Raw genomic sequence first — 25,663 nt, 5'->3', positions numbered from 1 at the left:
GATCAGCGACGAACATAATCGCCGGGCGCATCGGGCAGGCTCTTCTCCTCGGCGGCCTCCACGCCCATGCGCGGCGGTCCGGATGCCTCGCCGGATCGCGCCGCCAGCCACGCCGTCCATTCCGGCCACCACGAGCCCTCGACCAAAGGCACCGTCTTCAGCCATTCGTCCGGGCCGGTATACGTGGCATCGGCTGCCTTGGTCTTGATCCGATAGGTGTGGCCCTGCTCACCCGGAGGCGCCACGATTCCCGCATTATGGCCGCCGCTAGTGAGCAGGAAGCTCACGTCGGCATCAACCTGATAGTGGATCTTGTAGACGGACTTCCAGGGCGCGACGTGATCGCGAAGCGTCCCAACCACGAACATCGGCATGTGAATATCCGACAGCGAGATCGGCTTGCCCTCGACAAGGTATCGGCCCCCGGCAAGGTCGTTGTTGAGAAACAGCTTGCGCAGATACTCCGAATGCATCCGGTATGGCAGGCGGGTAGCATCCGCATTCCAGGCCATCAGGTCGCTCGGCACCGCCCGCTCTCCTAGCAGATAGTCGCGGGTCAGACGCGACCAAATCAGATCATTGGAGCGCAGAAGCTGGAATGCGCCCGCCATCTGTGTGGTGTCGAGCACGCCGCGCTCCCACATCATATCCTCGAGGAACGCGACCTGGCTTTCATTGATGAACAGCGTCAGCTCACCGGCCTCTGTGAAATCCGTTTGCGCGGCAAGCAAGCTGATCGACTTCAAGCGCTTGTCGCCGTCGCGCGCCATGGTCGCGGCCGCGATCGAGAGCAGCGTCCCGCCGAGGCAATAGCCGAGCCCATGAACCTGATCGCCAGGAACGATACCGCCGATCGTATCGAGGGCGGCTTCGACGCCCAACTTTCGATAATCGTCGAAGGCGATGTCACGATCGGCTGGCTCCGGATTTCGCCACGAGATCATGAAGACGGTGAAACCCTGGCCGATGAGATACTTCACCAGCGAGTTCTGCGGCGACAAATCGAGAATGTAGTACTTCATGATCCAGGCCGGCACGATCAGGATCGGCTCCGGACGCACTGTTTCCGTGGTTGGATAATACTGGATCAGTTCGATCAGCGCATTGCGGAACACGACCTTGCCGGCCGATGTCGCGACGGTCTCGCCGACGAGGAACTCGTCGGTCTTGACGGGTCCGAGGCCCGCCGACGCCACGCGGACCCAGTCGTTGCAGAAATTTTGCCAGCCACGCACGAAATTTGCTCCGCCGCTCTGGAAGGATTTCCGCAACACCTCCGGATTGGTCGCGGCAAAATTTGAAGGTGACAGCACGTCGAGCATCTGCCGCACCAAGAACTCGACGATGGCTTCGTTCTGCTTCGCAACGCCTCGCCCGCCTGTCGTCGCATTGTGCCACCATTGCTGGCCCAGCAAAAATGCTTGCGCCATCAGATTGAACGGCGGCTGTTCCCATTCCGGCCGATCGAAGCGCCTGTCCTGCACTTGGGGCTTGATCAGCGACCACGGCCCCTGCCCAGGCGCGAAGAAGTTCTGCGCGGCTTCGAAAAACCGCTTTGCGTCCACCAGGACTTCCTGCGAGATCTCCATCTGCCGCTGCGGCGACGAAGCCAGATGCGAAAGCCAGTCGGTACAGGCCAGGAGCAGCGCCGCCGGCGAAATGCCCCCGGTCAGGCGCGCCAGCATCGCATGAAGCGCACGATCGGCCTGATATGTCTCGCCGTCCGATCCTTGCGTTACCGGAGCAACTCGCTGTTCGATCGGCACGGCGGACGGCCGGTCGCCGCCCTGGTCCGCTGCACGGGCACGAAGCGGCAAGACGGTCACTTCCGCCGTTGGCTGTGTTGATTTCGGCTGCATGCTTTTTGGCCGATCAGTTCAGCGACGACCGCTGATTAAGTTCGAAGTGGTAGCGATCATCCGTTCGCCATGCCTGAACAACCGTTCGGAGTCGCGGCGAAGGAAGTCGAGCTGATGCTGCCCGCATTCCTGACACATCGTCTTGACGTCCTTGACGGAATGCGCGCCCGCCATCTTTGCCGCGAACTCCGTCAAAAGATGCATTTCGGTGCGGGTTCGCTCCAGCATCTCGTCGGTGAAGAAAATGAACTCCTCAAACATCATCCTTTGGGCGCCGAACGAGAACTCCAGTGCACTCTGGTTCAGTCGGGAGGCTTCCGCCTCTCCATTTGCGGCTGATTGAGAAGGACCGGATTCGACCCGTTCAGACAGTTCTGCCATGAAACTCTCCTATCTCCTGGCCTCCACGGAACCGACAACTAGCATCGGGCTGAACATTGAGGTGCATCAAGCTACCGGGATTGCGACCGTCCGTCCCGGCGATTGGACGCAAGACAAGGGCCCACGGAGACGGAGGATCGCATTCCTACCAGCCCTAATCAGTGCGACATCAGCACAGGAACCGTCATCGAGTTGAACATGCCCCGGGTGACGCCGCCGAGAATGCGCTCCTGCAATCGCGAATGACCATATCCACCCATCACCAGGAGGCCGATATTGCTTTCGGCCGCGATCGACAGAATGGCTGCTTGAACATCGCCGCGTTCCGTGGCGAGCCGTTGGACCCTCGCTGCGATGCCACGCCGGGCCAGATGGGCAACGAGTTGGTCCGAGGATGCCTCGCCCGCCTCCTCGTTAACCGCAATCACGGTCACGGCCTTCGCGCCTATCAGAAACGGCATCGCATCGCGCAACGCACGAGCGGCGACACGGCTGCCGTTCCAGGCGATGCCCACGTGGTGAGTGTCGAGCGGTCCCTTGTGGATGTAGGGAACCATCAACATCGGTCCGCCGGAATTGAACAAAATCTCCCGCGAAATATCATTGTCGTAGCTGGATTTCGACGAGTCGGGCTGGAGCACGATTGTCATATCGTAAAGCCTCGCAAGCGTTCCGATGGTTTCTCCGCCTTCGGCTGGGATCGCCGTTAAGCTCCGGACGCCGTAGGCAATTTCGGCCAGCTTGGCCTCGACCTCGAACACGGAAATCGCCGCGTCGGCCCTTTCCTGGGCACGCTCCTGTTCGGCCTCCACTACGGCAGCAACGGCGGATCCACCGCTCCCCACCAACATTCCGACGCCGCCCATCGATTCATAGCCGATGGCCACAGCATCGAGATGCGACCGGCGCGCCATCGCCAGTGCGATGGCGACCTCAATCACGGGCCTGACCGGACGCTCCGAGGGAATATGAACCAGAATGTTCCTGAACATCGCCGTTCTCCCAAACATTTGCGAGGACGCTCGGCCCTTGGTGTCTGCTTGCAGCGTAACCGACGATTGCGCGGTCGAAGTTGATGCACATCAAACTCCGGATTGTCGTCCGGCAGCGCCCGCGAAGGGCGACGTCAACGTGCTACGGCCTGCCTGAAGCCGTGATACGCCTGCGGCAACCTTCAACTTTTCCGTTCGCCAGCCATAGTCCGGTGGATGTTTCGTGCTCGTTCGCCCTCCCCTTCCTGCGCCGGCTGGACGCCTTGGTTGGGCTGCTTGCCATCGTCAGCCCTCGCCCGGCGCCGGTTCAAGCAACAAAACTCGCGCGCTGCGCAACGACTGGTCCGGTGTACCCGAGGCATCGACCATGTGCCAATCAACGGCGCCGATCGCGAAGGTCTCTTGCATCAAAACGACATCCCGGGTTGCATCGGATGCATCGCTCTTGCGCTGCTCGACCCGCGCCAGCCGTGTCGCCCGATCCGCAGTCAGGAACAGGCCGACGAAACACGCGCCGTGCTTACGGGCCAGGGGGGCGGGCTCTGCCCGCTCCGATTCCTGCAGGAACGCAGCATCGAGCACGACCGAGCAGCCCTGGGCGAGCAAACGCTGTGCGATATTCGAAAGCATGTCATACACCTGTTCCGTGGTATCCGCCTGATACGCCGCCTCCGGCAACGCGGTCGTTTCGCTGACGCCAAAAAGGTGCTTGCGAACGACATCCGAGCGGACAATGACGGCGCCGGGCGGCGGCTCGATTAGGCCTGCAAGCCCGCGCGCGAGAACCGACTTTCCAGTCCCCGAGAGGCCGCCGATCGCAACCAACATCGGCGGCTTCGGCATGATGAGGCGTCCGGCCAGATCGAAATAGCGTCTGGCCTCTTGCCAAACCGCTTCGCCATCCTCGGCATGCTCGCTCTTCATGAACAGCACATGAGCGCGAATCGCTGCCCGCATCGACAAGAATAGCGGCAACAGGCGGAGGCCATCGATATCTTCAACCCCTGCCTCCGCAAGGTAGCGATTGAACACCGCGTTTGCCGCCGCACCCTGATTGAAATGGATCAGGTCCATCAGCGTAAACGCCATATCGTAGAGAATGTCTGTGGTCGCGATTACGGGATCGAATTCGATGGCATCGAACAGCAGCGGCCTGCCGTCCACCAGCGCGATGTTGGCGAGATGCAGATCGCCGTGACACCGCCGCACGAACCCTTGCGCTGCGCGCTGGGTGAGCAGGGGCTGAAGTTTCGTCAAACAGTCGCGGCTGGCGGCATCGAGTTGATCAATGGCGGCGGCGTCAAATTCGCGCACGGTACGAAATTTTGCGGTGTTGCGGTCGATGAGGGTTGGAATCGAACCGAGCCAAGATGCACCGCCGGCGCGCGGCGCATTTTCATGGGATCGTAGGATCGCATCGGCAATGGCGATCGCGAGGGATGGTTCGACTATCCTGGAGGCAGCGACACGGTCGAGCGATTGCTCCTCATCGAACCGCATCATTTCGACCGCCCATTCGACCGGGGCGCCCGCTCCACCGATTTCGAAGGCCCCATCGGAATTGCGCGTGATGGCAACAACGCGGCGGTACAGCTCTGGCGCATTGCCGGCGTTGACCGTCAGTTCCTCCTCGCAGGCTCGCTTGCGCTTCTCCAGCGTCGAATAATCGAGGAAAGGCAGCCGAACGGCGCGCTTGATCTTCAATGCCCGGTCGCCGCCGAGAAAGACCATGGAGGCATGGGTGTCGATGCGCTTGCCGCCCTTTGCCGCACCGAAGCTGGAGCCATCGAGAAAATCGAGCACGCGCTGTTGATCAACCTCGGCCGCTACGGTTCTATCGATTGGCGGCTGTTCGGTCATGGTTGCAGCACGGCAGCGCCGGTGATCTGCCCGGCGCGCAACTTCGACAGGACTTCATTCGCCTCCCGCAACGGAAACGCGCTCGTATGCGTCCTGATGCCGGCCTGCGCGGCGACCTTGAAAAACTCCGTTCCGTCACTACGCGTGAGGTTGGCGACCGAAAGCAGCTGCCGCTCCTCCCAGAGGATGTGGTAAGGGAACGATGGAATATCCGACATATGAATACCGGCGCAGACCACTCGCCCGCCCTTCCGCACGGCGCGCAACGCCAGCGGAACGAGAGCACCGACCGGCGCATAGATAATCGCGGCGTCGAGTTGCACCGGAGGCAGGTCTTCCGACGCTCCGACCCAATCGGCCCCAAGCGATTTCGCAAGGCGCTGGGCCTCGACGTCGCCCTGACGCGTGAACGCAAAGACCGAACGCCCCTGCCAGCGGGCCACCTGCGCAATGATATGCCCGGCTGCGCCGAAGCCAAAGATGCCGAGATGCGTTCCGGCCCCCGCCATGACCAGCGAGCGCCAGCCGATCAATCCTGCACAAAGCAGAGGTGCAATCGCGACGTCGTCCCCGGCTTCGCCGAGCGGAAAGCAATAGCGGGCGTCTGCGACGAGATGCGTGGCAAAGCCGCCGTCGCGCGTGTAGCCGGTGAAGCGTGGACGGTCGCACAAGTTCTCCCGGCCGCTCCAGCAGTAGGAACATTCGCCGCAGGTGTAACCGAGCCAGGGAACGCCGACCCGTTCGCCGATACTCAGAGACGTCACGCCGGCGCCAAGCGCATCTACCCGGCCGACCACCTCATGACCGGGAACGACCGGATAGGCAATATCAGGCAATTCTCCGTCGACGACGTGCAGATCGGTCCGGCATACGCCGCAGGCGCTGACCTTGACGCGCACATCTCCGGGCCCGGGCGCCGGATCCTCCCGCGGTTCAAACCGGAGCGCCGCGCCGGGCGCTGCCAGGACCATGGCGTGCATCTTCTTTCTTGCCTCGCGCTACCGTCTCTAGCCTATCGGGGACAACGTTGCCGGAGTTTGATCCTCATCAAACAGGCACGGCTCACGCTCTTCTAGCATGCAGTTGCCAGTACGGCTTTAACCAGGAGGCACACATGAATACGAAATCCGTGATCCCGGTTGGAACCCAGCGTGCCATTATCCGCCGCGAAACCAACCCATTTTCCCTTCTGCAGCAGGAGATCGACCGGCTGTTCGAGGGCGTCACGCGCAATATTCCCGGCTTCGCCACAACGACGATGCCCAGCATGGATATCAGCGAGACCGACAAGGTGATCGAGATTACCGCCGAACTCCCGGGACTGGAGAAGAAGGATATCGAGCTTAACGTAGCCGACAATCTCCTCACCATCCGTGGCGAGAAGAAGAATGTGCGCGAGGAGAAGAACAAAGATTATCACCTTGTCGAACGCAGCTATGGCTCGTTCTCGCGCTCGGTCGAACTTCCCTCAGGCGTGAAGGTCGAGGATATCTCGGCCGAAATAGCTAACGGCGTGCTGAAGGTGACCGTGCCGAAGCCAGCGCCGAAGCAGGCCAAGCAGATCGAGATTAAGTCAGCCGCCTGACTGGAGTCGGCGGAGCGCCGTGCAATCGGCGGCGTTCCGCCAGATCCGAGGGCATGAAACAAGGAGATCGTCATGCGCGCCCATCAGATCATGACCCGCGGTGTCATTACCGTCACGCCGGACGCCCCGATCCTCGAAGCGGCCAATACCATGCTGCGGTGGCACGTCAGCGGACTTCCGGTGGTCGATGCGGCCGGCAAGCTGGTCGGCATCGTTTCGGAGGGCGATTTCATTCGCCGCAGCGAAATCGGCACGCAGCGCAAGCGTGGCCGCTGGCTCAAATTCCTGCTTGGCGCCGGCGCGACCGCGACCGATTACGTTCAGGAACACGGCCGCACGGTCTCGGATGTCATGACCAGGGATCCACTCACCATCACCGAGAACGCAACGCTCGAGGAAGTTGTGGCCTCGATGGAGACCAACGGCATCAAGCGCCTGCCGGTGATGCGCTGCGACAAGATCGTCGGCATCGTGTCCCGTACCAATTTGTTGCAGGCGGTTGCTGGCCTCGCCCGCGAAATTCCCGATCCAACGGCCGATGACGATCACATTCGCAGCCGCGTCATCGCCGCGATTGAGAAGAACGACTGGAGTCCGTTCGCGCTCAACGTCATGGTGCGCGACGGCATTGTCCACCTCAGCGGCGTGATTACCCAGGAGCGTTCGCGCAAGGCTGCAATGGTGGCCGCGGAGAACGTCGCAGGCGTGAAGAAGGTTCACGACCATCTGTGCTGGGTCGACACCATGTCCGGGATGTACCTGGAGTCGCCCGAAGACGTCGAGATGGCGAAGACCGGTTAGGCGCCAGGGAGCAGTCGCGGTCCGCGACTGCACAGCGCCAGCTTATCCGCGCGCACTGTCGGCCAGCGCGCGCATGATATCTCTCCGCGCAATGATCCCCGCGAGCCGCTGTTCGGCAGCCAGTACGGGGATGCTCTTCATCCGATGGTCCACCATCAGTTGCAGTACGCGCGTCAGCTTCGTCACCGGGTCGACATAGATGAATTCCGCCGTCATGACATTGGCGACCATCCGGGACAACAGGTCGTCATAGGCTGGAACCATGCGGCCGGGATTGAACGCAAAGCACTTCAGAAAGTCGAACTGACTCACGATGCCGACGACGTCGTCGCCATCGCGGACCGGGTAACAGTTGAAATCGTCCGCGTCGAACATTCGCTGCAATTCGCGCATGGTGGTCTCGCGCGCGACGGTCTTAACCGTGCGCGTCATGTATTGCCCGGCGGTAGCTTCGAGAAATCTATGCACGGCAGTTCCCCGTCATGGTCAATTTTTCCTAGCGCGACAGAAACGCGCAGCGGCGCGATTCAGTTGCGAGGTGGCGCGTAACGCCGCTGAGTACCCATTCGCGGAAGCGCGAGTGGCCGTAGGCGCCGGCGATCACTGCACCGGCCCCGACGTTGGCGGCGATCGTCTCGAGTTGGTCGGTAACGCCATAAGCCTTTTCGGGAACGACGGTGTTGGCCGCGATTCCGTGGCTGCGCAGCCACGCGGCCACGTCGGCGACGTGCGATACCGCATCGGCCCGATCGCCTCCTTGCTCGGGAATTTCGGCGATCGTGACTTCCTTTGCCGCAGCCAGGATCGGCAGCGCATCGAACACTGCACGGCGGGCTTCCCGAACATCCTTCCACGCGACCAGAACGCTTCTCAAATCGAGCCACTGCACGGCTGGTGGCACGACTATGAGCGGACGGCCGGCCTGCATCACCAGATCGCTTGGATCCGCAGCCGCGGTGGGATCGACCATGGTCTCGGAGCGTGTGCCCACCACGATGATATCAGCCGCCCTCGCCTGCCGAAGCATGTAGGGCACGGGCAACGCCCGGGCGGAACGCCACTCAACCGATGGTGCGCGTGTCCCGACCGAATCCCGGAATTCCGCCTCGAGTTCCAATAGTCGCTTCTGGAGGGCGGCCATCTCCTCATCGAGCAGTTTCTGCGCAAAATCGCCGTCTGCGAAGTACATCGGCGGCCTGAGATCCGATGCCGCAACGCCGATGATCCGCGCCCCGAATCGTTCGGCGATATCTCCGGCTACCCGGAGGCAGGCATCGTTGGGCCGATCCAGCGCCAAACCGACCATGATGGTTTTGTAGTCCATAACCTGCTCCACGCCTTGGGACGAAATGCCGTATGAGCTTCCGTCCACGAAGCTGCATCCTAGAGGCCCGCCGGCGGATCGAAACTGACCTAGATCAAGAACCTTCAGGTCTCTCAGACGCTTCATCGGCAACGCGTGCCACCCTGCGAAGTTCGCGAAAATTTCTTTCTATTTCAATGAGGTAGGTGCTAGTAATAATTTTGCCGCGCGTCCTTTCACCGGTTCGATTGGATGCGATATCTGGCATGCAGGAAGGCTCTCGAAAGCGAAGCATGATTGGCGCCGACCGACCGTTTCGGAATCAGGATCCGCTCGACGAGAACGTGCGCAGCGGTGCCGAGGGATCGGGCGTCGGCACCTGGGATCTGGATTTTTCAACCCGGCGGTTGAATTGGTCCAACGCTACCCGAAAGCTCTTTGGCGTCGCGCCCGATAAGGCTGTCGACTACGAACTTTTCCTTTCCGTGCTGGACCCGCAGGATCGCGATCGCACGGCGAAGGCCGTGCAGCAGTCGCTCGACACCGGGTGCAATTTCGACGTTCAGTACCGGTTGCCCCGGTCGGATGAAGGTCACTGGGTGCGCGCGCTCGGCGCCGTCGTCAATGGTCCCGGTGGCGGCCCTGCGCGGCTCAGCGGCGTCGTGATCGATATCGACCGTGAGAAGCGCCTTGAGGACGCCGTCAGGATCCGCGAGGGGCACTTTCGCTCGATCCTCGATACGATCCCGGATGCAATGATCGTGATCGACGAGCATGGCATCATGCAGTTCTTCTCCAGCGCTGCCGGGCGTCAATTCGGCTACACCGAACCTGAGGCGATCGGAAGAAACATCAGCGAGTTGATGCCGGAGCCGGATCGCAGCCGTCATGACGGCTACATCGCCCGCTACCTCAAGACCGGCGAGCGGCGCATCATCGGCATCGGGCGTATCGTCACCGGCATGCGCAAGGACGGCACGACGTTTCCGATGCATCTCACCATCGGCGAGATGCATTCGGGCGGAAAGCCCTTCTTCACAGGCTTCGTCCGCGATCTCACCGAGCAGCAACAGACCCAGGCACGGCTGCAGGAGCTGCAATCCGAACTGGTCCACGTCTCGCGCCTGAGCGCGATGGGCGAGATGGCTTCCGCCCTGGCCCACGAACTCAACCAGCCGCTGTCGGCCATCAGCAATTACATGAAGGGATCGCGCCGCCTGCTGGCGGGCAGCACCGACGCCAACGCGCCGAAGATCGAGGCGGCGCTCGACCGTGCCGCCGAGCAGGCGATCCGCGCCGGCGACATCATCAGGCGATTGCGCAACTTCGTCGCACGTGAAGCCTCCGAGAAGCGCGTCGAGAGTGTTTCGAAACTGGTCGAGGAGGCCGGCGCGCTCGGCCTCACCGGCGCCCGCGAACAGGGGGTAATCCTGCGCTTCAACCTCGATCCGGACCATGACCTCGTGCTCGCTGATCGGGTCCAGATTCAGCAGGTCCTGGTCAACCTGTTCCGAAATGCGCTGGAAGCCATGGCCCCTTCGACGCACCGCGAGTTGATTGCCTCAAACACCAGGGCCGCAGATGATATGATTGAAATAGCCGTTTCGGACACCGGAGCTGGATTCGCCGGCGATGCCCTGGCGAACTTGTTCCAGCCATTTTTCACGACGAAGGAAGCCGGCATGGGCGTCGGCCTTTCGATCAGCCGCACCATCATCGAAACCCATGGCGGCCGGATGTGGGCAGAAACAAACAAGTCCGGGGGTGCGACGTTCCGTTTCACCCTGCCGGCTGCGCCCGCCAAGGATCTGATCGATGTCGCAGAGTAATAGAGTTTTTGTCATCGATGACGATCCGGCGATGCGCGATTCGCTGGATTTCCTGCTGGGCTCGGCCGGCTTCAGCGTGCGTCTTTTCGAGTCCGCGCAGGTTTTCCTGAACGAGCTCGCAAAGCTGGAGCCCGGCTGTGTGGTCACGGACGTGCGCATGCCGGGCATCGACGGCATGGAGCTGCTGCGTCGGCTGAGTTCGGGCCCGCGTAAGCTTCCCGTGATCGTCATGACCGGTCATGGCGACGTTCCGCTGGCCGTCGAAGCGATGAAGCTGGGCGCGATCGATTTCCTCGAAAAGCCGTTCGAGGACGACCGGCTGATCGGCATGATCGAGAGCGCCCTCGCCGAGCGCGAGAGCGGCTCGAAAAGCGAGGCGTTGTCGGCCGATATGGCCGCCCGCGTCGCCAGCCTTACCCAGCGCGAACGCCAGGTGATGCAGGGGCTGGTGGCCGGGCACTCGAACAAGACGATCGGCAGGGAATACGATATCAGCCCCCGCACAGTGGAGGTCTATCGGGCGAACGTCATGACCAAGATGCAGGCCGGTAACCTTTCCGAACTGGTCCGCTTCGCGATCCGCGCCGGAATGGTCGAGGATTGAGCCAAGTCAATTTGGAGATGGGCAAACCGGCTAATTTGCCGGGATGATTGACACCCGAAACAACTCCATCGGTGAAGCCGGGACTGGCCCTCCGCCTCGGAAATCAATGATTTACGTCGTTGATGATGATTACGACGTCCGGACATCGTTGCGATTTCTCCTGGAGACCGAGGGGTTCGACGTCCGAACCTTCCGTAGCGGGAGCGCGTTGCTCGGCTCTTCAATCCGGCACCGGGCGGATTGCCTTGTCGTGGACTACAAGATGGCTGAGATCGACGGTTTGGAACTGGCCCAACGGCTGCGACGCCTCGACGTCTCAACGCCGATCGTCATGATTACGGGGTACCCGGACGAAAACATCTCGGCCAAGGCGAGCTCGGCGGGGGTACGCCAAGTGCTTTTGAAGCCCAATCTGGAGGACAATCTGGTCGAATGCGTGCGAAACGTGATCGACGCGCGCCGCGACATGGGCCAGCCCTGAAAGCAGGCCCGGTCGCCTCCGTAAAACCCCGTAAGGGGGTGTCCTTAGGATATCGACCGAAATATCCGAGAACAAAAATCCACCGTACACCACGCCATCCCGCATCGAGGAGATGGCAAAATGCTCACCCAGACGATCACCACACCGGCAGTCCCTGCAGCCAAGGTTTTCAGCGCCCCGCGCACCCCGACTGCCCCGGCCATCGACCAGTTCGGCGTGATCGCCCGTTGTGCAGGCGTAATCGCCACCGAATTTTCCTACCGGAAAGACGAGGAAATTTACGGCGAAGGTGAGCCTTCCGAATACGTCTATCAGGTGATCCGCGGTGCGGTTCGTACCTACAAGCTTCTCAACGACGGACGGCGCCAGATCGGCGCGTTTCATCTCCCCGGTGATGTGTTCGGTCTCGATGCCGGTTCGACGCATCGCCTGACCGCCGAAGCAATCGCCGATACCACCGTCCGCCTGGTGAAGCGCCGAAGCCTCGAAGCCGCCGCAGGATCAAACGTCCAGGTTGCTCACAATCTCTGGACCATGACCGCAAGCGATCTCCGGCATGCCGAAGACCATATGCTGCTTCTCGGACGCAAGACTGCGCGGGAAAAGGTTGCCACCTTTCTGCTGGAAATGGACGGTCGGCTCGCCAAGGCCGGCATGATGGCGCTGCCGATGTGCCGCCGCGACATCGGCGATTATCTCGGCCTTACGCTGGAAACCGTGTCGCGGACACTTTCACAACTCGGCGACCAGGGTATCCTGGTATTTTCGAGCGCGCGTCAAATCGTGCTGCGCAATCGCCAGCGGCTGGTCGACATGGACGCCTGAACAATGTGCGCGACAGAATGAGGAAGGCTGGGAGGACAAGATGAACAGTTACCGCGTCTTCTTCTACAAGGATCTCTTGAATTCGGACGGCCATGGTTTCAAGTGCCTTCAGCGTCAGGATCGACGTCCAGTCGGACGGCCCGTCTCAGGCGCTAGTGCTGGCGGAACGGCTGGTCGACAACGAGCGCCTTAACGCCGATTGCGTCGAGGTGATGCACCTCGCAGGCGGCCATCATGAATTCGCACATCCATCGAGCCATTCGCCCGAACCCATCAAGCTTACCCGGAACCGTGTCGCACCATGAACTGGCTGCGTCGAAATCGCCATCCTCATTCGGGGCGCTGGTCGCTCGATCTCGGCATCAGGCTGTCGGCGACCGATGCTGTAAACATCGAGGCTCCGATCCTGCTCAGATGAACCGGGGCTCGCGAACATATCCCGGTGTGGCCTCGACTGATCGGTGCGCCTCTGCAAGCACAAACCTTATCAGATGATCAGAACCGGCGCGGCGACCAGAACGCCACCGAATAGGCGGCGGCAAATCCGAGAAATGCCGCAGCCCAGGCAATGCCGGCAACCGCCAGCAACGCACTCGTGTGATCAACTTCCAGCGCCGCGCAGACCCTCGCCAGAGCGGCGACGATGACCGATAGGTAGATCAGATGCGTCGTCGGGGACGCTTCGAGCCGCCGCCCGGTATGACCAAGGGTTGCACGGCTCATCACGGCGAGCGTCATGGTGCCGATCGCGCCACCCGTCCAGGCATGGATCCCGGCGCTCGGCGCAATCAGGTCGAGCGCTGAGAGTGCGGAGAGGACGAAGCCGGCCGGAATGAATGCATAGGCGACGTGCAGGATCAGCACCAGCCGGTCCGCGAACGTGCGGTAGCCGGTCCAGCGCACGAGGCGAACGATGTGTATGAAGCCGCATGCCAGCAGCAGCCCGCCGGTCGTCCGGTCCAGCGGACGCACCACCCAGAGTGCAAGCACGAACACGGTAAAAGCCATCGTCACGACATCAAAGCGGCCGAACGGCGATGGCATATGACCCGGCGCCTGCTTCGCCAGCCAGTTGCGGGTAAAGCTCGGAATGATGCGCCCGCCGATCAATGCGATCAGCATGATCACCATGGCGACCCCGCCGCGGGTTGCGTATTCCGCCAAACCTGTGAGATGCGCCTCCAGGTGAAACGCGAGGTTTCCAACGGCCAGAACGCTGACAATGACGACAATCTGGAGGTTTCCCCACTTCCTGCCGGCAATGATCTCGCGTGCGGCTGCAGCCGCAAGCAAGATGAGGAACAGCGAATCGATGGCCGCGGCCGGGCCCCAGCCGATCGATGCCGAAATGCTGACGGCAATTCGTCCCGCGACCCAGGTCGAGAACAAGAAGACGAGCGGCCTGCCCTGCAGCGGCAGCCTTCCGGTCCAGTTCGGCACCGCCGTCAGCAGGAAGCCGGCAACGACGGCCGCGATATATCCAAACAGCATCTCGTGAACATGCCAGTCCCGCGGCGCGAACGCCGTGCCGAGTTGGAGTGTCCCGTAAAAGGCCGGCAGCCACACCAGGATGATGGCGCCGGCATAGACCGACCCGAAGAAGAAGAACGGCCGGAAGCCGTACGAAAACAAGACGGGGCCCCGGTAATCTCTCAAGCGCGCAATGGACATGACGTGGACCCTGCTTTGGACCGTAATCTGGCTCTACTGAAGCCCATCCTAGTCGCACCGGCCGCAGCTTCTTTGTCCTGGCGCAAAGACCGGCTGCCAGGGCGAGCCGTATGCAGGGAAAGGTCCAGCAAACGGAGATTGCGATGCGGATATTTGAGCGGATACGGCTGAACTTCTTGCCGACCAAACGTCAGAAGGAATCGAGAGAGACGCGCGAGCTGGCCGATGTGGCCGCTGCAACGCCTTATGTTCCCACCGCGACTGAGGGCATGTGCTGCGGCCATTGCTCGGGCAACGCGGAGGGACACATTGCGGAATTCCCCACCGCGCGCTGAAAACAAGAAGAGCGGCCCCGGCGGGGCCGCTCTTTCTTCTCTGACGACACTTGTCTACTTCGCAGCCGTCTTGTTGGTGGCGAGCCGTTCAAACAAGGTTGCGAACACCTGCTTGGCCTTGCCGACCTGAGGCACCGCCCTTGCCTGCTCCTCATTGGCGGGTGTCCCCACCACGACCATCGCCACCATGCCCATGCCGTAATGCGGCGCGCATTTGACGCCATAGATTCCAGCCTGGTCAAATTTCACGGCGACATCCTCGCCCATCTTGCCGATGAAGGTCGTTCCACCGTCCGGGAGCATGCCCTTGATGGTCTCGGCATTGTGGCCCTTGTCGGTCGACACGAACTTGACGGAGTCGCCCGGCGCAATCTTGACCAGAGCCGGCTCGAAGACCATCAGGCCCTCGGCTCCCTTGTTCAGCATCTTGACTTCGACCTCGGCCGCCGTTGCACCACCGGCCATCGCCATGGCTACGCCAACCGCAGCCGCCACCAAACATCTGCGCATTCCTGTCTCCCGTTGATCGATTGGGCCGCCAAGCGGACCCCATGCGCGAAAACCTAGTCCCCGACCGCCGGATGGAGTTTGTTTTATCGCAAGCCCACGGCCGATTTTTGCGATGTATAATGTGCCCGCGCCCGTAGTTCCCCCTGCCCGCCATTTCGCGGGCGGGCACCCGGAAAGCCCAATGGCCTCTCTTGACCGTTCCATCGTCGCCAACGTTCCCATCTTCAGCGGGATGAGCGCGGCCGATCTTGAGGCCATCCTGCGCGAAGCCCGATCGGTCCGGTATCCGAAGGACAGCAGCGTGTTCGACCAAGGCACGGAAGCGCAATCGTTCTTCGTGCTGCTTCATGGACATCTCAGGGTCGAAAAGATGACCCCGCAGGGACAGCAGATCGTGGTTCGCTACGTCTCGGCAGGCGAACTGTTCGGCGTGGCGCAGGCAATGGGACTTAAGGAATATCCGGCGACCGCAATTGCGGTCGTCGACAGTGTCGCCCTGTCATGGCCTTCGAAGGCGTGGCCGCAGCTCATCGCGGAATTTCCTGCGCTGGCAGCCGGCGCGCTGCAGACCGTTGGCAGCCGATTGCAGGACACGCAAACCCGCGTCCTTGAAATGTCCAGCGAACAGGTCGAGCAGCGTGTCGCGCATGCGCTGCTGCGGCTGGCCAAGCAGGCCGGCCGCAAGGTCGAACAGGGCGTCGAGATCGATTTTCCGATCAGCCGCCAGGACGTCGCCGAGATGACCGGCACCACCTTGCACACCGTGAGCCGGATTCTCAGCGCATGGGAGCAGCAGGGGCTGGTCGAGGGCGGACGGCAGCGCATCGTGCTCCGCGACCCCCACAAGCTGTTCGGCCTCGCAGAAGGTCGCGGCAAGGAATGACGATTAACAAACGCCGGCCGTGACGAGATCTGCAATCCGAGGTCCGATGCATTGGCACGTCTGGCGTCCACAAAAGCTGCGGCTGGTCCGCCAATCCTAGCTGACCACCGAGCGTAGCGACGCCAGGAGCGCATGCCCGTCGATCCGGTGTTCGCGGCTCGCCTCGTCAACGCTGTGAAACGTCGCGATCGGGCAGCCGACGCAGCCCATCCTGAAATCCAGAAAAACCCGAATGGAAGCGGGCCAGCGTTTCATCACCTGGTCGACCGTCATGTCTAACGTGAGTGTGCTCTTCTTCATGCTGCCATGTCTAAGCGTATCACCGGGCCGCTTCGTTGTCCGGAAGCAAACAGCACAATCATTTTGCATTTCGGGAAATGGTTGCGCTGGAACAAAGAGAACTTGCTGCACCTGACGCATAAGGGTGACACGAATTCAAAGCAGACACCGAAAGGAGCGTGTCATGATCACCCGCCGTACCGCGTTGCTGGGCGCTGCCGTCGCCGCCCTCGTCGCCACCGCACCCGCGCTGGCCGCCGACGACCTCAAGCTGCCGCGGCAAGCCGTCGAGCTGGTCGCCCCGCCCTTTGTGCATCCACACGAACAGGCCACCAAGGAAGGTCCGAAGATCATCGAGTTCAAACTGACGATCAAGGAGAAAGAAGTCGTCATCGACGATGCCGGCACCAAATTCCAGGCCATGACGTTCAACGGCTCGATGCCGGCGCCGATGATGGTGGTCCATGAAGGCGACTACGTCGAGGTGACGCTCGTCAATCCGGAAGCCAACACGATGCCGCACAATGTCGACTTCCATTCCGCGACCGGCGGATTGGGCGGCGGCGCGCTGACCCACGTCAATCCCGGCGAACAGGTGGTGTTGCGCTGGAAGGCAACGCGCACCGGCACCTTCGTCTATCACTGCGCGCCGGAAGGCATGATCCCCTGGCACGTCGTGTCCGGCATGCACGGTACCGTGATGGTTCTGCCGCGTGACGGATTGAAGAATCGCGAGGGCAAGCCGCTGCGTTACGACCGCGTCTATTATATCGGCGAGAACGACCTTTACGTGCCGAAGGACGAGAACGGAAAATACAAGAGCTACGACACTCCCGGCGAAGCCTTCGCCGACACTACGGAGGTGATGCGCAAGCTGATACCGACCCACGTCGTGTTCAATGGCAAGGTCGGAGCATTGACCGGCAAGAATGCGATGACCGCGAAGGTCGGCGAGACCGTCATGATCGTGCATTCGCAGGCCAATCGCGACACGCGCCCTCATTTGATCGGCGGTCACGGCGACTATGTCTGGGAGACCGGCAAGTTCATCAATCCGCCGGAGAAGGATCTCGAGACCTGGTTCATCCGCGGCGGCTCGGCGGGGGCGGCGCTCTACACGTTCAGGCAGCCTGGCATCTACGCCTACGTCAGTCACAACCTGATCGAGGCCGTCGAACTCGGCGCGAGCGCCCACTTCAAGGTCGAAGGTGAATGGAACAACGACCTGATGAAGCAGGTAAAGCCTCCCGGACCGATCCCTCCCGGCAAGTCCAGCGCGGCTGACGCGTCGGTGCAGACCAGATGACCACCTTGCGGCCTGCAGCAAAACTGCAGGCCGCAATTACAAGGAAGACCTGCGATGCTGCTCGTCATGAAAATCAAGGTCGCAATCACAGCCGCCGCGCTGGCAAGCCCGGTCGCGCTGACGATCACTCCCGTCACTTCCGGTAACCATCGCTCCGCCGACGGCGCGTTCACCGAGATTGCGGCAAGGCCGTTTCAGTATCGGGCCGCCGGCGACTTTTCGCGCGACGGCAAGCCGGCGGAAGCCCCGATGCGTGAGGCGCGGCTGTCAGGCCACATCAAGATCATGACGAGCCAAGTCACATCGCGCGAGTATGCACGCTGCGTCGATGACGGCGGGTGCCCCCGGGTCTCGCACGCATCCGCGATATCCGATCGTCCAATGGTCGGCGTGAGCTGGCGCGATGCAACGGCCTACGCCGAGTGGATAACCAGCACGACCGGTGTGTTACATCGCCTTCCGACCGATGAGGAGTGGGTGTTTGCGGCCGGCGAGAAAGCACTCGACGAAGCGCTTCCGCTGGCCGATCCGGTCGATCCGGCACAAGCCTGGATCGCGCGCTACGAGGCCGAAGCCAACCGGGCCCGCCCCGTTGCACTCGACCCGCAGCCGGCCGGCACGTTCGGACGGAACGAGAACGGCCTCAACGACATCGGCGGCAATGTCTGGGAATGGACCAACACCTGTTTCCTCCGCATGACGCTGCAACCAAACGGGGCCAATCAGGTCACCAACACCAATTGCGGCGTTCGCGTCGTGCAAGGCGCGCACCGGACCTACATGACCGACTTCATCCGGGATCCCCGCACGGGCGGCTGCGCCGCCGGGGTGCCGCCCGCCAATCTCGGCTTCCGCCTGGTGGTCGAGGATGAGCAGCTACCTGCATTGCGCAGGATGGTCGAGAAGGTGGAGCTCAAGCTTCGCATCAGGTTCTGACAACGCGAAGGCGTTCTTCCATAACCGAACTCGCTTTCCACGGCATCCACACCTCGCAGAACAAGCGGAAAGTGTAACCCATGTGTCCGGTACGTTTTGTCACCTATGTCTCGGGCCGCTCAGATCGCTCTGCATCTTACCGTTTCGAATCCACAGCAAAAACAAGGCCTAACGTCGAAAACCCGTCTCGTTCGGTTTCTCGAAAATACCCGTTGTTTCGGTGCAAACCGTAGGGAAGCGCCAGCGCCGATCGATGAGAAGGCGCAACCGGCAGCGACTGACCTGCACGCGCGACGCGCTCAAACGGTAATGATCGCTTAACGCCTGGGGCAAGTAGCCATCGCTAAATCGTCATAGCGACGGCTTTTTGCCACCAAACTGCCACCAGTTTGGCCGACGAATCGTGCGTGTTTGAATCCTATCTTTTCATTAGCGGGAGATACTGAAGTGGCGATAGGGACAGTGAAGTGGTTTAACGCAACCAAGGGGTACGGGTTTATCCAGCCGGACAACGGCGGCAAGGATGTTTTCGTGCACATTTCAGCTGTTGAGAAAGCCGGCCTGAGCAGCCTCAATGAGGGTGCCAAGGTGAGCTATGAAGAAATGAGCAACCGGGGCAAAACGTCGGCGGAAAATCTGAGAGTCGGGTGAATTCAAGCCCGCCGGTTCACGCCGGTGGGCTTTGTTTTAGCGAATTGTTCGCAGACTCACGTGACCGACGGTTGAGTGCGCTATGCTCGGTCATCGCTTTCACTGCCTCGTTCTCGTCGGCGCAAAAAGCAATGCTTTGCCGATCCGCAAACACGAGCCATTGATGATGGCCAACTTCCGTGACGACGTATTCGGTCATTCCGGCCTCCGGCGAGTAGATTTATCTTAGGACCGCAGCCTTGCTGCTTTGTTAACCACAATCCGCCACGATCCTCGTGACCTTCTGGTGGTCATGCGTATTGAGTAGAGCCGTCGCTGGGAATACTTGCGACGGCTTTTTTGCAGGAGAGTCGATGGATTATCCGGCTTTCACGAATGACAGCCTCACGATGATGTACGCTGCCGTCCGTGGTGCTTTGGCTGCCGATGACGCGGCCGAACGTCAGGGCGACGAACCCAAGTTCAAAGTCCGCGATACGCGAGAGTGGAAGAAACACGCAGCGGACTTGGAATCCGAAATGCTTAGACGGGGCATGCTGTTCGAGGTCATCGATTGGGCCGAAGGACAAGGATCCCTGCCGCTTTAGAGTTTCCGGGTCGCTGGCCTTCCGTCCCGCGCACAACCCGCCGGTCCGTGGCAGAGCACCCTCCTCCGGTACTTGAAAAAGGCGCTGGAATTTCAGCCAGGTGGCCCGTCACCATCAGTAAAGCCACCGTCGCAAGCCACGGTGAAGGGTTCTTGCCTCTGGATTTCAAACGATCGCACCGACAGCCGCGCTCTAAGTGCCTGCTCCCCCAGCTACTTCAAAATTCTCCTTTGCCCTGTGCAGCGTTGCGCTTGCCGAAGGCGGCTCGATAGATGATCCAATACATTGCGCCGACGAGGCCGGCACCACCGACGATATTGCCGAGTGTGACCGGCACAAGATTGTGAATGATGCCCGTCATTGTGATGACCGACGCGTCGAAATCAGCTGGGACATTGCCTGTTCGTGTCATCAACCAGGCCATAGGCAGGAAATACATGTTGGCGACGCAGTGCTCAAAGCCGGCGGCTATGAAGGCGGAGACCGGAAACAGGAGCGCGACAATCTTGTCGGTAACCGACCGGCCTGCATACGCAAGCCATACCGCCAGGCAAACCAGCAGGTTACACAACACTCCCTTGAAGAATAGCGTGACAACGTCGGGCTGGATCTTGGCGACGGCCGTATTCAGTATCGACTGGCCGACGCGGCCGCCATTCATGTTGAGATGATGCGAAAGGAAGACCAGGACCACAAGTCCGAGCGCGCCGATCAGGTTACCGAAATAGACCACCACCCAGTTGCGCAGCATTTCCTTCGTCGTCACGTGTCCGCTCGCCCAAGCCATCACGATCAGATTGTTTCCCGTGAAGAGTTCGGCTCCGCCAACCAGAACGATTGCCAGGCCAAGCGAAAACACCACTCCACCCATCACGCGCGCCGCGGCGAAGCTTAGCTCCGCATCGCTGACGACGACGGTATAGTAGAGCGCGCCCAGCCCGATGCTGCCACCTGCGATCACCGCCAGCATGAAAGAAGCCAAAAAGGGAAGGTTCGTCTTCTTGACTCCGACCTTCTCGACGGCCTCCTTGATCTCGGCCGGGCTGTAAGCATTTAAGCTGAAGATGGGTGGTTGCGGCGGGGATCCCCGATCAGCCATGCCGTGTCTCCCGTGCCTGATCTATCAACGAGCGTAACCTTCGGGCGCGCCCCTGGTCCGGCGACCAATCTTCACCAAAGCCGCCGATCTGCGATATCCCGTTCATGAATGAACCATGGCAAGGGCCCCGGTTCTGATCGGTCACTAACCGGCGCTGCTGCCAGCCATCAGGAGGCCCACGATCTGCGCTGCGATCACCTTCACCAGCGTCATGGAAGGAAAGATCATGGCGTAGCCGATGTCCGGCCGTTCGGTGGGCGCCATCTTGGTCGAATAGACGAGAATCGCCGGATTTCCTGTCGCGCCGGAGGCGATGCCGACGAGATCGTCGTAGGGAATCCTCATCAGGTAATGGCCGACGAGCAGGACGATGAACACGGTCGTCAGCAGAACTGCGACGCCGATGAACAGCATCGTCAGTCCGGACTCCGCGACGGTCCGGACGAAAGGCTGTCCGGCGTTGACGCCGACGGTGGCGAGGAACATGGCGAGGCCAAAATTTCGCAACACGATGTTGGCCGGCAACGGCATGGTCCAGAGCATTGGACCGGTGCGGCGCAGCTTGCCGAGGATCAGCGCGACGATCAGCGGTCCGCCGCCGATGCCGAGCGTTACGATGCCCACACCAGGAATCGGGATCGGAATGAGGCCCAGAAGAACGCCCATAACCATGCCGAGCCCGAGCGAGACGTAGCTGAATTCCGCGGTGGCCTTGACCGTGTCGCCGAAGTGACGCCGGATCTCCTCTTTCCGATCCGGAGGCGCCAGCACGCCGACCCGATCGCCAAACTCCAGCATCAGGTCGGGCGCAGGGACCAGGTCGGCGTCATAGCGACGAACGTGCAGCAGATGGGTCGGATAGCCGGCGGGCATCGGAAGCTGGGCAAGCGGGATGCCGACCGCGCTGGCCTTACCGACGAAGACGCGGATATAGTCGAGGTCCGCGCGGTCGCTGGCCAATTGACCTGGTGAGAGTTTTCCGAGCTTGGCCGCGGCGGTTGCGATCGCCTCATTGTCTTCGGCCACAACCAGGACGGCGTCTCCGTTCTCCAGAATCGTATCGTCGGTCGCGACAATATTGTGCCCGCCCTTGCGAACCATCGTCACCTGCAAGCCGGCTGGCGCTTTCGCGATCAGATCGCCCAGGCGTCGACCGGCGAAACGTTCGCCAACCGAAATCTCGCCCATGTGGAAGCGCTGGGTCTTTGCAGGGAATTTTGGCTTCACGATTCGGGTCATGAAGTAGATGCAGAGAATGGGGCCGATGACGCCGAAAGGATAGGCGATAGAGTAGCCGATCGAGGGATCCTTGTTCTTCATCACGTCGAGGGCGGCCTGAAGGGTTGCGGTACTCGTCATCGATCCGGCGTACAGGCCCAGCGTATGCCCGATCTTGATGCCGAAGATGTGCCCCAGGAGCAGTGCGACAGCCAAGCCCGCAAGACAGCCGACGAGGGCGAGGAGGTTGTACTTCTGCCCTGCGCCGACCATTCCCTCGAAGAATTGACGTCCATATAGAATGCCGATCCCGTAAAGAAACATGATCAGGCCCGTCAGTCCGATCGGCCCGATGATCTGAGCTTTCGGTGCGAATGCGCCGATGGCGAGACCGACGAAAAGGACGGCGCCGACACCAAGCGAGAAGCCGAAGATGTTGATCTGCCCAACGAGGTAACCCACGCCAATCGCCAGGAAGGCAGTAAGGATCGGCTGGCTTCCGATGATGTCGCGAGCAAGGTCCAACATGATGTCCGGTCTCCCCAGCCTGTCGTCAGCGCACCCGGCAGCCTGCCGCGCGGAATTGCCCGATCACCCGATCCACCAGCTCCCGGCCGGCTGTCGGGGTATCGATAAGCTTGTAGTCGAGCCCCAGCGCCTTCCACTTGAAGGCGCCCATCTGGTGGAACGGCTGCACCTCGACCCATTCGACGTTCTTCATCGGCGCGACGAACCGGGCGATGCCGTCGACGTTGGCGGGATCGTCGGTCTCGCCGGGGACGAGCGTGAAGCGGATCCATGTCGGCTTCGACAGCGAAGCGAGCCGCTCGGCGAAGCGCAGCGTCGGCGCCAGATCGCGGCCCGTCACCCGCCGGTACGTCTCAGGATCCGAACTCTTGATGTCGAGCAGGACGAGGTCGATGTTCGACAGGTAGTCTTCGTCGGCACGATCCCCCAGAAATCCCGAGGTCTGAATGGCCGTATGCAAGCCCATTGCCTTCGCTCCGGCGAATATCCGCCGGGTGAATGCAAGCTGAACCATCGGTTCGCCGCCGGAAATGGTGAGTCCTCCGCCAAGCGGAAGAAGTGCTGGCGCGAAATCACCAAGGCGACCGAGCACGTGATCGGCCGAAACGTAAGTCCCGTCCTTCAGATGCCACGTATCCGGATTGTGGCAGTATGTACACCGCAACAGGCAACCGGAGACGAACAGCACGACGCGCAGACCCGGCCCGTCATATCGAGACGAGGTTTCGTAGGAGTGACAATAGCCGAACGCGCCCTCCTCATCCCTGAGCTGGCTTTCGTCTGGCGCGTCGGGTGAAATTCCCGCCCGGAAATCATAACGACTTCCGGGTTCAAGTGCCTGCACCGTCGACATGGTGCACCTCGATTCAGATCTGGCCGTGGAAAGTACGGCTGATCACATCTCTCTGCTGTTCCGGCGTCAGACGAACGAAGTTGACGGCGTAGCCGGAGACTCGAATGGTGAGCTGCGGATACTTGTCCGGATTCTTCATGGCGTCTTCGAGCGTGTCCTTGTCGATCACGTTCAGGTTCATGTGGAACCCGCCCCGATCGAAGTAGACGTCGAACGCCTTGACGGCCTCATCGATCAGCTGGGTTTCGGACAGGTGCGCCTTCTGCGGAGCGACGGAGACGGTGTAGCTGATGCCGTCCTGCGCGTCCTTGTAAGGTAGCTTTGCAACGGACAGGCAGGAGGCGAGCCAGCCATGGCTGTCCCGGCCGTGCATCGGATTTGCGCCCGGTCCGAACGGCTCGCCCTTGCGGCGGCCATCGGGGGTGTTTCCCGTCGCCTTGCCGTACACCACGTTCGAAGTAATGGTGAGCACGCTCTGGGTATGCGTCGCGTTGCGGTAGGTGGGGTGCTTTCGTATCTTCCCCATGAAGCTGGTGACGATTTCCGACGCGATTTGATCGACGCGGTCGTCGTTGTTGCCGAATTGCGGCGTCGCCTTGTTGCCCTCGTTTTGATAGTCAACCACCAAACCTTTTTCATCGCGGGCAACGCGGATCTTTCCGTACTTGATCGCGCTGAGGCTGTCGGCCACCACCGAAAGACCGGCGATGCCGAATGCCATGGTTCTGAGAATGTCGCGATCGTGGAGCGCCATCTCCAGGCGTTCGTAGAAATACTTGTCGTGCATGTAGTGGATGCAGTTCATCGCGTGGACGTATGTGCGCGCCAGCCACTCCATGGTGGCGTCGAACTTGGCCATCACGTCGTCGTAGTCGAGGAAGTCACCCGCGACCGGCAGCGTTTCGGGAGCGACCTGGTCGCCTGAGACCTCGTCGCGGCCGCCGTTGATGGCGTACAGCAGCGCCTTCGCCAGGTTTACGCGGGCGCCAAAAAACTGCATCTGCTTGCCCAGGCGCATTGCCGAAACGCAGCAGGCAATGCCGTAATCGTCACCCCAGAACGGACGCATCAGATCGTCGTTCTCGTACTGAAGGGAGGACGTATCGCGGCTGACCTTGGCGCAATAGCGCTTGAATGTCGCGGGCATATGGCTGGACCAGAGAACCGTGATGTTCGGTTCGGGTGCCGGGCCAAGATTTGTAAGCGTATGCAGCATGCGATAGCTGCTCTTGGTCACCAGCGTGCGCCCATCCAGATCCATGCCGCCGACACACTCGGTCGCCCAATAGGGGTCTCCGCTGAACAGCGCGTCGTAGTCGGGCGTACGCAGGAATCGGACGATACGAAGCTTCTGAACCAGCTGATCCCAGAGTTCCTGAGCCCGGCTTTCGTCGAGAACGCCCGCTTTCAGGTCCCGTTCGATGTAGATGTCCAGGAAGCTCGATATGCGGCCGATGGACATGGCGGCCCCATTGGCCTCCTTGATCGCCCCCAGATAGGCAAAGTAGGTCCACTGGAAGGCTTCCTGGGCGTTGCTGGCGGGCTTCGATATGTCGAGGCCGTATAGCTTCGCCATCGAGGCAAGGTCCTTGAGCGCCCGCATCTGGTCGGACAGTTCTTCGCGCAGCCGAATGATGTCATCGCTCGGCCACATATCGTCGATCTGTTCCCGCTCCGCCTGCTTGGCCTCGAGGAGCCGGTCGATCCCGTAAAGGGCGACCCGCCGGTAGTCCCCAATAATGCGGCCGCGGCCGTAAGCATCCGGCAGGCCGGTGATGATCCCGGACCGCCGGCAATTCATGATCTCGGGCGTATAGGCGTCGAAGACGCCGTCGTTATGCGATTTTCGGTAGTTCGTGAAAGCCTTGTGGACAGCCGGATCGGGCTCGAAGCCCGCGGCCTTGAGGCCCGCCTCGACCATCCGCAACCCGCCGTAGGGAAAGATCGCCCGCTTGAAAGGCTGGTCGGTCTGAAGACCCACGATGATTTCGTTGTCGCGGTCGATATAACCGGCTTTGTGGGCAAGCAATGTCGAGGGAGTTTCAGCATCGACTGCGAGCACGCCCTTTTTTCTTTCCTCGGCGAAGTACGGCTGCAGTTTCGCCCAGACGGCTTTGGTGCGCTGCGAAGGCCCGGCGAGAAATGCTTCGTCGCCTGTGTAAGGCGTCACGTTACGGACGATGAAATCGCGAACGTTGATGGAGTTGAGCCAGTCTCCGGGCCGAAAACCGTCCCAGCAATGTCCGGCATCAGCTTCCTTCCTAGCCGCTGCGCTTGATTTCATGAT

The 25,663-nt window shown here is 61.1% G+C and carries 28 protein-coding genes; 13 read left to right on the top strand and 15 right to left on the bottom strand.

Annotation, left to right across the window (positions count from 1 at the left end; genetic code table 11):
• Positions 1-2 precede the first annotated feature (2 nt).
• From ACVWVY_RS28065 to ACVWVY_RS28045, 5 genes are all read right to left on the bottom strand, one after another.
• The gene (locus tag ACVWVY_RS28065; protein ID WP_456629413.1) at positions 3-1,859 is read right to left on the bottom strand and encodes a PHA/PHB synthase family protein; all 1,857 of its coding nucleotides are present in this window, start codon (positions 1,857-1,859) and stop codon (positions 3-5) included.
• Positions 1,860-1,877: 18 nt separating this feature from the next.
• Positions 1,878-2,240 (bottom strand): hypothetical protein, encoded by a 363-nt coding sequence (locus tag ACVWVY_RS28060; RefSeq protein WP_456629412.1) that lies wholly within the window; start codon positions 2,238-2,240, stop codon positions 1,878-1,880.
• Between the two features lie 158 nt (positions 2,241-2,398).
• The gene (locus ACVWVY_RS28055) at positions 2,399-3,232 is read right to left on the bottom strand and encodes a universal stress protein (RefSeq protein WP_456629411.1); all 834 of its coding nucleotides are present in this window, start codon (positions 3,230-3,232) and stop codon (positions 2,399-2,401) included.
• A 285-nt stretch (positions 3,233-3,517) separates the two neighbouring features.
• Entirely contained in the window at positions 3,518-5,092 is a 1,575-nt protein-coding gene (locus ACVWVY_RS28050) for a bifunctional aminoglycoside phosphotransferase/ATP-binding protein (RefSeq protein ID WP_456629410.1), read from the bottom strand.
• Positions 5,089-6,072: a zinc-dependent alcohol dehydrogenase family protein gene (locus ACVWVY_RS28045; protein WP_456629409.1), complete on the bottom strand. Its 984-nt coding sequence runs from the start codon at positions 6,070-6,072 to the stop codon at positions 5,089-5,091. The genes ACVWVY_RS28050 and ACVWVY_RS28045 overlap by 4 nt, the downstream gene beginning before the upstream one ends.
• 134 nt (positions 6,073-6,206) lie before the next feature.
• On the opposite strand from ACVWVY_RS28045, the gene ACVWVY_RS28040 reads away from it, so the two are divergent.
• Complete coding sequence (locus ACVWVY_RS28040; RefSeq protein WP_456629408.1) at positions 6,207-6,677, top strand: Hsp20/alpha crystallin family protein; 471 nt, start codon at positions 6,207-6,209, stop codon at positions 6,675-6,677.
• Positions 6,678-6,749: 72 nt separating this feature from the next.
• Positions 6,750-7,478, top strand: coding sequence for a CBS domain-containing protein (locus ACVWVY_RS28035; protein ID WP_456629407.1), 729 nt, complete (start codon positions 6,750-6,752; stop codon positions 7,476-7,478).
• Positions 7,479-7,520: 42 nt separating this feature from the next.
• Here ACVWVY_RS28035 and ACVWVY_RS28030 read toward each other — a convergent pair whose 3' ends face one another.
• Entirely contained in the window at positions 7,521-7,946 is a 426-nt protein-coding gene (locus ACVWVY_RS28030) for a CBS domain-containing protein (RefSeq protein ID WP_456629406.1), read from the bottom strand.
• Positions 7,947-7,974: 28 nt separating this feature from the next.
• Positions 7,975-8,802 (bottom strand): universal stress protein, encoded by an 828-nt coding sequence (locus tag ACVWVY_RS28025; protein WP_456632323.1) that lies wholly within the window; start codon positions 8,800-8,802, stop codon positions 7,975-7,977.
• A 272-nt stretch (positions 8,803-9,074) separates the two neighbouring features.
• Between ACVWVY_RS28025 and fixL the strand changes: the two genes are divergently transcribed.
• The 5 genes from fixL (at position 9,075) to ACVWVY_RS28000 (ending at position 12,825) form a co-directional block, all read left to right on the top strand.
• Entirely contained in the window at positions 9,075-10,610 is a 1,536-nt protein-coding gene (fixL, locus tag ACVWVY_RS28020) for a sensor protein FixL (RefSeq protein WP_456629405.1), read from the top strand.
• Positions 10,597-11,214, top strand: a complete 618-nt coding sequence (fixJ, locus tag ACVWVY_RS28015) for a response regulator FixJ (protein WP_456629404.1) — start codon at positions 10,597-10,599, stop codon at positions 11,212-11,214. Before fixL ends, fixJ begins: the two co-directional genes overlap by 14 nt.
• Before the next feature lie 43 nt (positions 11,215-11,257).
• Positions 11,258-11,695: a response regulator transcription factor gene (locus tag ACVWVY_RS28010; RefSeq protein ID WP_456629403.1), complete on the top strand. Its 438-nt coding sequence runs from the start codon at positions 11,258-11,260 to the stop codon at positions 11,693-11,695.
• 120 nt (positions 11,696-11,815) lie between these two features.
• Entirely contained in the window at positions 11,816-12,520 is a 705-nt protein-coding gene (locus tag ACVWVY_RS28005) for a helix-turn-helix domain-containing protein (RefSeq protein WP_456629402.1), read from the top strand.
• Between the two features lie 92 nt (positions 12,521-12,612).
• Positions 12,613-12,825 (top strand): hypothetical protein, encoded by a 213-nt coding sequence (locus ACVWVY_RS28000; protein ID WP_456629401.1) that lies wholly within the window; start codon positions 12,613-12,615, stop codon positions 12,823-12,825.
• Positions 12,826-13,015: 190 nt separating this feature from the next.
• On the opposite strand, the gene ACVWVY_RS27995 is transcribed toward ACVWVY_RS28000, so the two are convergent.
• On the bottom strand, positions 13,016-14,191 hold the full coding sequence (locus tag ACVWVY_RS27995; protein WP_456629400.1) for an NnrS family protein: 1,176 nt from the start codon (positions 14,189-14,191) through the stop codon (positions 13,016-13,018).
• A 143-nt stretch (positions 14,192-14,334) separates the two neighbouring features.
• Between ACVWVY_RS27995 and ACVWVY_RS27990 the strand changes: the two genes are divergently transcribed.
• The gene (locus tag ACVWVY_RS27990; protein ID WP_456629399.1) at positions 14,335-14,526 is read left to right on the top strand and encodes a hypothetical protein; all 192 of its coding nucleotides are present in this window, start codon (positions 14,335-14,337) and stop codon (positions 14,524-14,526) included.
• 54 nt (positions 14,527-14,580) lie between these two features.
• Here the strand turns inward: ACVWVY_RS27990 and ACVWVY_RS27985 are convergent, their stop codons facing one another.
• Positions 14,581-15,036 (bottom strand): pseudoazurin, encoded by a 456-nt coding sequence (locus ACVWVY_RS27985; protein ID WP_456629398.1) that lies wholly within the window; start codon positions 15,034-15,036, stop codon positions 14,581-14,583.
• A gap of 181 nt (positions 15,037-15,217) precedes the next feature.
• Between ACVWVY_RS27985 and ACVWVY_RS27980 the strand changes: the two genes are divergently transcribed.
• Positions 15,218-15,919, top strand: coding sequence for a Crp/Fnr family transcriptional regulator (locus ACVWVY_RS27980; protein WP_456629397.1), 702 nt, complete (start codon positions 15,218-15,220; stop codon positions 15,917-15,919).
• A gap of 96 nt (positions 15,920-16,015) precedes the next feature.
• Here the strand turns inward: ACVWVY_RS27980 and ACVWVY_RS27975 are convergent, their stop codons facing one another.
• Complete coding sequence (locus ACVWVY_RS27975; protein WP_456629396.1) at positions 16,016-16,219, bottom strand: DUF1858 domain-containing protein; 204 nt, start codon at positions 16,217-16,219, stop codon at positions 16,016-16,018.
• 163 nt (positions 16,220-16,382) lie between these two features.
• Here ACVWVY_RS27975 and nirK point away from each other — a divergent pair, with 163 nt between their 5' ends.
• The 3 genes from nirK (at position 16,383) to ACVWVY_RS27960 (ending at position 19,091) form a co-directional block, all read left to right on the top strand.
• Entirely contained in the window at positions 16,383-17,504 is a 1,122-nt protein-coding gene (nirK, locus tag ACVWVY_RS27970; protein ID WP_456629395.1) for a copper-containing nitrite reductase, read from the top strand.
• Between the two features lie 54 nt (positions 17,505-17,558).
• Complete coding sequence (locus ACVWVY_RS27965) at positions 17,559-18,440, top strand: SUMF1/EgtB/PvdO family nonheme iron enzyme (RefSeq protein ID WP_456629394.1); 882 nt, start codon at positions 17,559-17,561, stop codon at positions 18,438-18,440.
• Between the two features lie 447 nt (positions 18,441-18,887).
• Positions 18,888-19,091: a cold-shock protein gene (locus ACVWVY_RS27960; protein ID WP_334387317.1), complete on the top strand. Its 204-nt coding sequence runs from the start codon at positions 18,888-18,890 to the stop codon at positions 19,089-19,091.
• 16 nt (positions 19,092-19,107) lie between these two features.
• Here ACVWVY_RS27960 and ACVWVY_RS27955 read toward each other — a convergent pair whose 3' ends face one another.
• On the bottom strand, positions 19,108-19,290 hold the full coding sequence (locus ACVWVY_RS27955) for a hypothetical protein (RefSeq protein ID WP_456629393.1): 183 nt from the start codon (positions 19,288-19,290) through the stop codon (positions 19,108-19,110).
• Between the two features lie 154 nt (positions 19,291-19,444).
• Here ACVWVY_RS27955 and ACVWVY_RS27950 point away from each other — a divergent pair, with 154 nt between their 5' ends.
• Positions 19,445-19,678: a hypothetical protein gene (locus ACVWVY_RS27950; protein WP_456629392.1), complete on the top strand. Its 234-nt coding sequence runs from the start codon at positions 19,445-19,447 to the stop codon at positions 19,676-19,678.
• Between the two features lie 217 nt (positions 19,679-19,895).
• Here the strand turns inward: ACVWVY_RS27950 and ACVWVY_RS27945 are convergent, their stop codons facing one another.
• From ACVWVY_RS27945 to pflB, 4 genes are all read right to left on the bottom strand, one after another.
• The gene (locus tag ACVWVY_RS27945; RefSeq protein ID WP_456629391.1) at positions 19,896-20,777 is read right to left on the bottom strand and encodes a formate/nitrite transporter family protein; all 882 of its coding nucleotides are present in this window, start codon (positions 20,775-20,777) and stop codon (positions 19,896-19,898) included.
• A gap of 144 nt (positions 20,778-20,921) precedes the next feature.
• Positions 20,922-22,523: an aspartate:alanine exchanger family transporter gene (locus tag ACVWVY_RS27940; protein WP_456629390.1), complete on the bottom strand. Its 1,602-nt coding sequence runs from the start codon at positions 22,521-22,523 to the stop codon at positions 20,922-20,924.
• Between the two features lie 25 nt (positions 22,524-22,548).
• Entirely contained in the window at positions 22,549-23,376 is an 828-nt protein-coding gene (gene pflA / locus ACVWVY_RS27935; protein ID WP_456629389.1) for a pyruvate formate-lyase-activating protein, read from the bottom strand.
• A 13-nt stretch (positions 23,377-23,389) separates the two neighbouring features.
• Entirely contained in the window at positions 23,390-25,660 is a 2,271-nt protein-coding gene (pflB, locus tag ACVWVY_RS27930; RefSeq protein WP_456629388.1) for a formate C-acetyltransferase, read from the bottom strand.
• Between the last annotated feature and the right edge of the window lie 3 nt (positions 25,661-25,663).

Source organism: Bradyrhizobium sp. URHC0002, from assembly GCF_054059515.1.
Note: the sequence above shows the minus strand (reverse complement) of the source record. Positions and strands in the feature narration are given on the sequence as shown.

Coding starts and splice junctions, on each gene's coding strand:
- ACVWVY_RS28050 (WP_456629410.1), bottom strand. CDS start 5,092: ATGACCGAACAGCCGCCAATCGATAGAACCGTAGCGGCCGAGGTTGAT.
- ACVWVY_RS27945 (WP_456629391.1), bottom strand. CDS start 20,777: ATGGCTGATCGGGGATCCCCGCCGCAACCACCCATCTTCAGCTTAAAT.
- ACVWVY_RS28040 (WP_456629408.1), top strand. CDS start 6,207: ATGAATACGAAATCCGTGATCCCGGTTGGAACCCAGCGTGCCATTATC.
- fixL (WP_456629405.1), top strand. CDS start 9,075: ATGATTGGCGCCGACCGACCGTTTCGGAATCAGGATCCGCTCGACGAG.
- ACVWVY_RS28060 (WP_456629412.1), bottom strand. CDS start 2,240: ATGGCAGAACTGTCTGAACGGGTCGAATCCGGTCCTTCTCAATCAGCC.
- ACVWVY_RS28025 (WP_456632323.1), bottom strand. CDS start 8,802: ATGGACTACAAAACCATCATGGTCGGTTTGGCGCTGGATCGGCCCAAC.
- ACVWVY_RS28035 (WP_456629407.1), top strand. CDS start 6,750: ATGCGCGCCCATCAGATCATGACCCGCGGTGTCATTACCGTCACGCCG.
- ACVWVY_RS28065 (WP_456629413.1), bottom strand. CDS start 1,859: ATGCAGCCGAAATCAACACAGCCAACGGCGGAAGTGACCGTCTTGCCG.
- pflA (WP_456629389.1), bottom strand. CDS start 23,376: ATGTCGACGGTGCAGGCACTTGAACCCGGAAGTCGTTATGATTTCCGG.
- ACVWVY_RS28000 (WP_456629401.1), top strand. CDS start 12,613: ATGGTTTCAAGTGCCTTCAGCGTCAGGATCGACGTCCAGTCGGACGGC.
- ACVWVY_RS27990 (WP_456629399.1), top strand. CDS start 14,335: ATGCGGATATTTGAGCGGATACGGCTGAACTTCTTGCCGACCAAACGT.
- ACVWVY_RS27985 (WP_456629398.1), bottom strand. CDS start 15,036: ATGCGCAGATGTTTGGTGGCGGCTGCGGTTGGCGTAGCCATGGCGATG.
- ACVWVY_RS27965 (WP_456629394.1), top strand. CDS start 17,559: ATGCTGCTCGTCATGAAAATCAAGGTCGCAATCACAGCCGCCGCGCTG.
- pflB (WP_456629388.1), bottom strand. CDS start 25,660: ATGAAATCAAGCGCAGCGGCTAGGAAGGAAGCTGATGCCGGACATTGC.
- ACVWVY_RS28045 (WP_456629409.1), bottom strand. CDS start 6,072: ATGCACGCCATGGTCCTGGCAGCGCCCGGCGCGGCGCTCCGGTTTGAA.
- ACVWVY_RS27980 (WP_456629397.1), top strand. CDS start 15,218: ATGGCCTCTCTTGACCGTTCCATCGTCGCCAACGTTCCCATCTTCAGC.
- ACVWVY_RS27955 (WP_456629393.1), bottom strand. CDS start 19,290: ATGACCGAATACGTCGTCACGGAAGTTGGCCATCATCAATGGCTCGTG.
- ACVWVY_RS28055 (WP_456629411.1), bottom strand. CDS start 3,232: ATGTTCAGGAACATTCTGGTTCATATTCCCTCGGAGCGTCCGGTCAGG.
- ACVWVY_RS27995 (WP_456629400.1), bottom strand. CDS start 14,191: ATGTCCATTGCGCGCTTGAGAGATTACCGGGGCCCCGTCTTGTTTTCG.
- ACVWVY_RS27975 (WP_456629396.1), bottom strand. CDS start 16,219: ATGAAGAAGAGCACACTCACGTTAGACATGACGGTCGACCAGGTGATG.
- ACVWVY_RS27940 (WP_456629390.1), bottom strand. CDS start 22,523: ATGTTGGACCTTGCTCGCGACATCATCGGAAGCCAGCCGATCCTTACT.
- nirK (WP_456629395.1), top strand. CDS start 16,383: ATGATCACCCGCCGTACCGCGTTGCTGGGCGCTGCCGTCGCCGCCCTC.
- ACVWVY_RS27950 (WP_456629392.1), top strand. CDS start 19,445: ATGGATTATCCGGCTTTCACGAATGACAGCCTCACGATGATGTACGCT.
- fixJ (WP_456629404.1), top strand. CDS start 10,597: ATGTCGCAGAGTAATAGAGTTTTTGTCATCGATGACGATCCGGCGATG.
- ACVWVY_RS28005 (WP_456629402.1), top strand. CDS start 11,816: ATGCTCACCCAGACGATCACCACACCGGCAGTCCCTGCAGCCAAGGTT.
- ACVWVY_RS28010 (WP_456629403.1), top strand. CDS start 11,258: ATGATTGACACCCGAAACAACTCCATCGGTGAAGCCGGGACTGGCCCT.